Here is a 1,875-nt window from a genome sequence, read left to right as displayed (position 1 = left end):
GCCCACCAGGCGGCATCGAGCTGGTGCAGCAGCCCGCGCGCCACCAGCAGCAGGCCGAGGCCGGCGACGCTGCCGAGGAAGTGCGAGGCCTCGATCAACGGCACCGGCACGTTCAGGTGCGCCAGGATCTCGCGCGCGTCCTCGGTGAACGGCGTCACGCCGGAGACCATCAGCCACAGCCCCGCGACCAGCGTGAGCGCCGCCATCAGCCGCGGGCTCAGGTGCACCGCCATGCGGCCCACCGGCGCGGCCACGCCGGAGCGCAGCTCGTAGGCCACCAGCATGCCGGTGGCCAGCACCAGCGGCAGCACGTAGTAGATGCCGCGGTTCAGCAGCAGCGCGCCCAGCATCACGTCGCTCGGCACGCTGCCGCCGCTGGCCAGCAGCATCACCGCCTCGAACACGCCGACGCCGCCCGGCACGTGGCTGATGATGCCGGCCGTGACGGCGATGGCGTAGAACGCGATGAAGGTGGGCAGCGGGATGTGCTGGCCCGGCAGCAGCACCCACAGCGCCGCCGCCGAGGCGCACAGCTCCAGCGCCGAGATCACCAGTTGGCGCAGCGCGAGCTCGGGCGTCGGCAGGCGCATGCCCCAGCGGCCGATGCGCAGGCCGCGGCGCTTGGTGCACAGCCAGATGAAACCAGCCAGCCCCACCAGCAGCGCGGCCGCCAGCAACCGCAGCAGCAGCGGCGGCATGCGCAGCAGGCCGCCCACATCGTCGGCGCCCCACAGCAGCGCGAGCGCGCCGAACGCCGCCATGCCGAGCCCGAAGGCGGCGGCATTGAAGGCGATCACCCGCCCGACCTGGGCCGGCTCCAGCCCGGCGGCGGTGTACAGCCGCATGCGCACCGCGCCGCCCGACAGCGGCCCGAGCCCGATGGTGTTCGACAGCGCGTAGGCGACGAACGAGGTCAGCAGCACGGTGGCATGCCGCACGCGCGCGCCGGCGTAGCGCAGCGACGAGCTGTCGTAGCCGCTGAGCGCGAGGTAGCTCAGCACGGTGGCGATCAGCGCCAGGCCGATGCTCGATGCCGGCGTGGTGGCCACGGCCGCCATCACCGCGCTGTAGTGCACCTGCAGCAGCAGCTGGCGCAGCGCGAGGCCGACGGCCAGCGCCAGCCCCAGCGCGATGGCGCCGAGCAGCCAGGGCCGCAGCCGCGGCCACCGGTCGCCCCAGAGGGAGAGGGCCAGCGTGGACTTGGGAGGAGCGAGGGTGGGGTCCAGCAAGGACTCGGACACGGTTCGGACGAAAGCACGGTGGTGGAGACGCGGCTATTGGATCGCGTTTTGCGGCTCGCGGGCACAAACCATTACCACTTTCATCGCTCAAGTGGTACTCAAATGGTATTGCAAACGCTAGAGTCCCGAACGCCGTACCGCCCCCCGCCCACCCGGAGACCTCCATGCCCGTCACCGCCCTCTTTCCCCGCTCGAGCCAGATGCGTCTGCTCAGCGCGTTCGCCGCCGTCCTCGTGACCGCGACGGCCCAGGCCGCCAGCTACCCGGCCTGGAAGCCCGACACCTTCTACGCCGCCGGCTCGCTGGTGACGTACAACGGCCGCAACTACCGCGCCACGGTGGCGCAGACCGACTACGCGAGCACCGGCTGGAACCCGACCACCGCGAGCCTGTGGACCGACATCGGCGCGGCCGACGGTCCGGCCCCCGCTCCAGCCCCGGTCCCTGCGCCGACACCGGCGCCCGCTCCGGCCCCCGCGCCGACGCCCGCCCCTGCGCCTGCCCCCACGCCGGCACCGGCACCCGCCCCCGCTCCCGCACCGGGCTGCCAGCCCGCCTGGCTCGCCGCGACCGCGTACGGCGGCGGCCAGCAGGCCAGCGTCGGCAACGTGAACTACAAGGCCAACTGGTGGAC

At 73.2% G+C, this 1,875-nt stretch carries 2 protein-coding genes; one reads left to right on the top strand and one right to left on the bottom strand.

Annotated features, from left to right (window positions below; all coding sequences use genetic code 11):
- Window positions 1–1,241, bottom strand: a 1,241-nt coding sequence (locus tag AC1D01_RS32720) for a lysylphosphatidylglycerol synthase domain-containing protein (protein WP_477873658.1), incomplete at its 3' end; no start/stop codon positions are given.
- Window positions 1,242–1,405: 164 nt separating this feature from the next.
- On the opposite strand from AC1D01_RS32720, the gene AC1D01_RS32715 reads away from it, so the two are divergent.
- A partial coding sequence (locus tag AC1D01_RS32715) for a carbohydrate-binding protein (protein WP_477873657.1) occupies window positions 1,406–1,875 on the top strand: 470 nt, incomplete at its 3' end.

It is taken from the genome of Rhizobacter sp. P3_B12 (assembly GCF_056402895.1).
The sequence above is the reverse complement of the archived record's forward strand: the minus strand, read 5'-3'. Positions and strand labels throughout refer to the sequence as shown.